The following is a 4,534-nucleotide window of genomic DNA, read 5'->3' as shown; positions in this document are numbered from 1 at the left end:
CTGCTGGACGTCGTCAAAGGGCTGGGCTTCGAGACGGTGGAGGCCTTTGGAAAGCACATAGGATTGGAGGCCCGGACGGCGGAAAGCTGGGCTCGCTATGGATTGTCCCGGGACGCCGCGCAGTTGCTGCTCGCCCTTCTGAATTATCGCCGGCGCTTGGTCGATGCGATGGATGATTTCGAGAAAACCACACAGATTCCCCTGGATGGCTTCTTCGAAGCCCAAAAACTGCCCTGACCGCTGAAAGACCGGGATCGGGTTATCTTCTCGACCCGCCCCCGGGAAAGACCGCACGAAAATGGCCAATGGCGAGAGCGCGACCGCGATCCTGATTCATCTGGCCGGCGGCGTTGCGCTGCTGATCTGGGCGGTCAAATTGGCCCGAACGGGCGCGATGCGCGCTTTCGGCTCGCAGCTCAGGCATGCGTTGCAGAGTTTCACGCGCAATCGCTGATCGTAGATGGAGCCTTGTGTACATGATCGGTGGTGATTTCCACGCCAAGGGAAAGATAACTGCGCTTGTCTGTCATGGCCCGATCGCCCTGATGTCGACCCTGAATGAGCCCACGCAATTCGCCGCGCAGCTCGAAGCGGGGGAGAAGCCCAATCCCGGCGCCTGGATCTACGAGGGCTACAATTTCACAGTGATCAGCAACCAGGAGGAGCAGCAGGCCAAGTCGCTCTTGCAGGGCGAGATGAAGTTCTACCCGCAAACCGCTCTCGAACGGGCAGGCGGTCGCTTCAGCGGCAACGCAACGCCGTGGACGCCGCATGTCGTGACGGACCGCGAGGTGATCACGGGCCAGAACCCGGCTTCCGCTTCGCAGGTAGGACTGGAGGTTCTCAAGCGGCTTAAATGAGTGCGCCCATATCAAACAGCGGCGGTGACGAAGACGTCACCGTCGTTGTTTCTTGGCCTGTCAATGGGCAGTTGCCTTACTTGCGGCGCGCGCCCTCTGCGCCATCAAGCTGACCTTGGCATTCTGCCCCGAAGCAGACGAAGTGCTCGATGCCGGTGGTCAGTAGACGCGGTCTTGACCCTTCGACTGCCCACCTCAACGGGCCGCAAGAGCCCGTTGGCTGTGGGGATAGGATTAAAACTCCTCCCATCCCGAATCGCTGGCCCGGCCGCCGCCATTGGCGACCTTGCGCGGGGCGGGCATGGCCTTGGACTGCACGAAGGCGGCCTCGGCGAGCTGGCGCAGACGCGCCGGTTCGCCGGCGGGAGCTGGCTGCATCGGCGCCTTGACCGCGCGCGCTGCCGTCGCGGCCGACTGAGCATAAGCCGCCTGACCGGCAGGCTCGCGCCGGATCTTGAAGGCCGCGACCAGCGCGTTGAGCTGCTCGATCCGGCCGGACAGCGAGTTGGCCGAGGCCGCGCTCTGTTCGGACAAGGCCGCGTTCTGCTGCGTCATCTCGTCGAGATGCGCCACCGCCTGGCTCATCTCATCGATGCCGTTGGCCTGTTCACCCGAGGCGGCCGAGATGTCGGCGATCGTCGCCGCGACCTTCTGCGAGGCCACGAGGATGCGGGCGAGCTGGTCGCCCGCCTGGCGCACAAGCTTCACCCCGTCGCCGACCTCGACATTGGAGGAGGAGATCAGCCCGGAGATGTCCTTGGCTGCGGCGCTCGAACGCTGCGCCAACGTGCGGACTTCCGAGGCGACGACGGCAAAGCCCTTGCCGGCATCGCCCGCGCGGGCCGCCTCGACCGCGGCGTTGAGCGCCAGCAGATTGGTCTGGAAGGCGATGTCGTCGATGACGCGGATGATGTCGGAGATCTTCTGCGAGGCGCTCTCGATGCGGGCCATGGCCTCGACCGCCTGGCCGGCGATGGTGCCGCCCGACTGGGCGGCCTGCATSGCCTCGTCGGCGATGCGGGCGGCATCCTTCGAGGCCTGGGCCGAGGCCTTGACGGACGCGGCGAGCTCCTCGGTGGTGGCRGCGGTCTCYTCCAGCGARGAGGCCTGYTCCTCGGTGCGCTTCGACAGATCGTCGGCACCCATGTTGATCTCGCGCGCGGCCAGCCCGACATCGGCCGAAGTCGTCTGGATCGTCGCGACCGTGTCGGAGAGGCGATCGACCGTCTCGTTGATCGCGCCCTTCAAATCGGCAAAGCGGCCGCGATAGGCCGTCTCGACCCGGCTCGTCAGGTCCCCGCCCGCGATCCCCTGCAAGATCTCCGCGAACTCCGTCGTCGCTCCGTCCACGACGCTGTTGATCTCGTTGATGCCGGAGACCAGCCGCTGCATCTGCTCGTCGGCATCGTCGATCTGGAGGCGGGCCGAGAAATCGCCGGCGGCGGCCGCCGCGACGACCTCTCCGACATCCGAGACAATGAGAGCCATCCTGTGACACGCGATCGCACGACAACAAAGCCAAAGCCCGAGAGCAGTAGTGCTCCAATGAACAGCGCTGAGTAGGTGGCCAAAACGTACGAAGCGCGGCTAGCTGCGGCCGCAGCGCTCTCATTCAGCGCCTTGAGCGCTGCGCTGGCGACGTCACTAACGGAATCAAGCGCTGGAATAACGGTTTCCCGCCACTTCTCGGTGCTCATCGCGACCGTTTGCCCAGAGGTGAGTTTCTGGGTCATCTCGTCCTTGAGAGCCTTAAAGGATCCGGAGAAGTAGCTGGTGTCGGCTTGAGCAATGGCGCTGCGGATCTCGGGTGCGGTCTGTGGCGTGTTGGCGACGGCTTTGACGGAAGACCAGCCGAAGGCACCCTGCGCCTCAGCCAATACCAACGCTTTGGCCTCCTTCTCATCGAAGGGACGACTTTGCGCCAGGATCGAGCTGAACATCTGACCAGAGGTGCCGATCGCGGCCCGCACTGACCAGGCGAGGTTGCGCGTGATGATCAGCTCCGACAGGCGCGGATTCAGAGCGCGGATCTCGATCTCTGCCGCTGAAGCCGCCTCTTCCAAGCTCTGCAGATAGGCATCACCAACTGACAGGACTTTCGCGACAAGTGTCTTGTCGCGCGAAGCGGGAGCCAGCTTTGCATCGCGGTCGACAGCATCCCGCAGCGCATTGTAATCGGTGAAGCGCGCCGACAGTGTATTGGCTGCTGACTTCAACGCCGGGAATGGTGTCGTCGCCAGCGTCTCGCGCGCCGCCGCCATAGCAGCGTCGACTTCCTTGCGGCGAGTTTGATAAGTCGCGATCGAGCTCTGGTTCTTGTCGAGCGACTGGATTACAGCCGTCTGCAAAGAGGCGCGCTCATAACGCGCGCTGACAAGCGCATTAAAGAGGTCCTGATCGAGCTTTGCCAGCTCAGCTGCTTTCACAGCAGCATTGTGCTGCCAATACGACGTCCACATCTGCTGCCCGCAAAGGGCGGCAACAATCAAGCCCATCAGGCCGATCAGGCAAGCAAGCGTCGTCCGGATGGACAACTTGGCAAACAGTTTCGTCACCCGAGCCCCATTAGTTGTAAAGCGCCTCCTGACTGGGCGCTTTACAACTAAAATGCGCGATAAGCCTTTATACTCCGTTTAATCCACCCCAATCGGACAACCTGTCGGGGCCCCAAAAGCGCCACAACTGGACCTTGAGCCAACGCCGGAAAGCGGACATATGCGGCGCGCCAGTTCGATACCTGCGTGAACTTCGCAGGACGGCATCATCCGCCGAAAGCCGCGCCAGGCGGATATTCGCCGACCAGTGCAGACACTGGCCAAGACCGGAGTCGGGCAGCATCATCGCAAATCACTTTGTATTGCAGAGCAATCTGCGATATATGGCACCCATGCGCGATCTGGATTCCGCTCTCGACGATATCATCCGCCTTCGCGGGCAATTGGCCGCAAGTTCGCGGTTTCGCGGGCTTGCGCCGCATGTTGTCGCCGCGACCGGGTTGATGGCTTTTGCCCTGGCCGTCTGGCAGACCTCTCTCGGCGATGACCGGCTGGTCGCCTGGATTCTCCTGGCCGGACTCTGCGTCTGCATGATCGGCACGGAAGCGATCCTCAGAGCGCGCAAGCTCCACCCGGCGATGGCGGAGCGGCTCCTCACCTTGACATTGCAACGGTTTCTGCCCGCCGCGGCTGCCGGAGCCATCGCCGGCATCGTGGTTCTCTTGCGTATGCCGGACCATGCACGCCTGCTCCCCGGCCTCTGGCAGCTTTTGATCGGCGTCGGGATTTTTGCCGTCCTCGGCAATCTGCCGTGCCGGATGGTCTGGGCTGCCTTGTTCTATTTCGCCGCCGGCGCGACAAGCCTCATGCTCAGCCCGGATCCAGAGATCGCCAGCCGATGGCTGATGGGCGTTCCTTTCGGCGCCGGGCAGCTCCTGGTGGCTGGCATCCTGCACCTCGCATCCAAAGAGGACGACCTTGACCAAGAGCGTTGAAGCACCCTTTGCGTTTGAGGGCCTGGATCGCGTCCTTCACGAGAAGGCGCGACTGGGCATTCTCACATCGCTGGCGGATCATCCGAAGGGGTTGAGTTTCACCGAGCTTCGGGATCTCTGCGGCCTGACCGACGGCAACCTCAGCCGGCACGTCCAGATCCTGGAAGAAGCCAAGATGCTGACC

At 63.0% G+C, this 4,534-nt stretch carries 6 protein-coding genes and 1 pseudogene; 5 read left to right on the top strand and 2 right to left on the bottom strand.

What is annotated here, in order from left to right:
* From AB4Y99_RS27010 to AB4Y99_RS27000, 3 genes and pseudogenes are all read left to right on the top strand, one after another.
* Positions 1-237 (top strand): annotated as a pseudogene (locus tag AB4Y99_RS27010) (hypothetical protein); the annotation flags it as partial.
* Positions 238-298: 61 nt separating this feature from the next.
* Positions 299-454 carry a hypothetical protein gene (locus AB4Y99_RS27005; protein ID WP_441525503.1) on the top strand — a complete coding sequence of 52 codons (156 nt, stop codon included), beginning with the start codon at positions 299-301 and terminating at the stop codon, positions 452-454.
* 22 nt (positions 455-476) lie between these two features.
* Complete coding sequence (locus AB4Y99_RS27000) at positions 477-860, top strand: type 1 glutamine amidotransferase family protein (protein ID WP_441525502.1); 384 nt, start codon at positions 477-479, stop codon at positions 858-860.
* A 234-nt stretch (positions 861-1,094) separates the two neighbouring features.
* Here AB4Y99_RS27000 and AB4Y99_RS26995 read toward each other — a convergent pair whose 3' ends face one another.
* Both AB4Y99_RS26995 and AB4Y99_RS26990 read right to left on the bottom strand, forming a co-directional pair.
* The gene (locus tag AB4Y99_RS26995; RefSeq protein ID WP_441525501.1) at positions 1,095-2,252 is read right to left on the bottom strand and encodes a methyl-accepting chemotaxis protein; all 1,158 of its coding nucleotides are present in this window, start codon (positions 2,250-2,252) and stop codon (positions 1,095-1,097) included.
* Complete coding sequence (locus AB4Y99_RS26990) at positions 2,150-3,415, bottom strand: hypothetical protein (RefSeq protein WP_441525500.1); 1,266 nt, start codon at positions 3,413-3,415, stop codon at positions 2,150-2,152. The genes AB4Y99_RS26995 and AB4Y99_RS26990 overlap by 103 nt, the downstream gene beginning before the upstream one ends.
* Positions 3,416-3,747: 332 nt before the next feature.
* Here AB4Y99_RS26990 and AB4Y99_RS26985 point away from each other — a divergent pair, with 332 nt between their 5' ends.
* Positions 3,748-4,350 (top strand): hypothetical protein, encoded by a 603-nt coding sequence (locus AB4Y99_RS26985; protein ID WP_441525499.1) that lies wholly within the window; start codon positions 3,748-3,750, stop codon positions 4,348-4,350.
* Positions 4,334-4,534: helix-turn-helix domain-containing protein (locus AB4Y99_RS26980; protein WP_441525498.1), on the top strand; the 201-nt coding region annotated here is incomplete at its 3' end. The genes AB4Y99_RS26985 and AB4Y99_RS26980, both read left to right, overlap by 17 nt.

Source organism: Allobosea sp. TAB14, from assembly GCF_052113865.1.
GTDB classification, from domain to species: domain Bacteria; phylum Pseudomonadota; class Alphaproteobacteria; order Rhizobiales; family Beijerinckiaceae; genus Allobosea; species Allobosea spartocytisi.
This window is presented reverse-complemented; position numbering and strand designations above follow the sequence as displayed.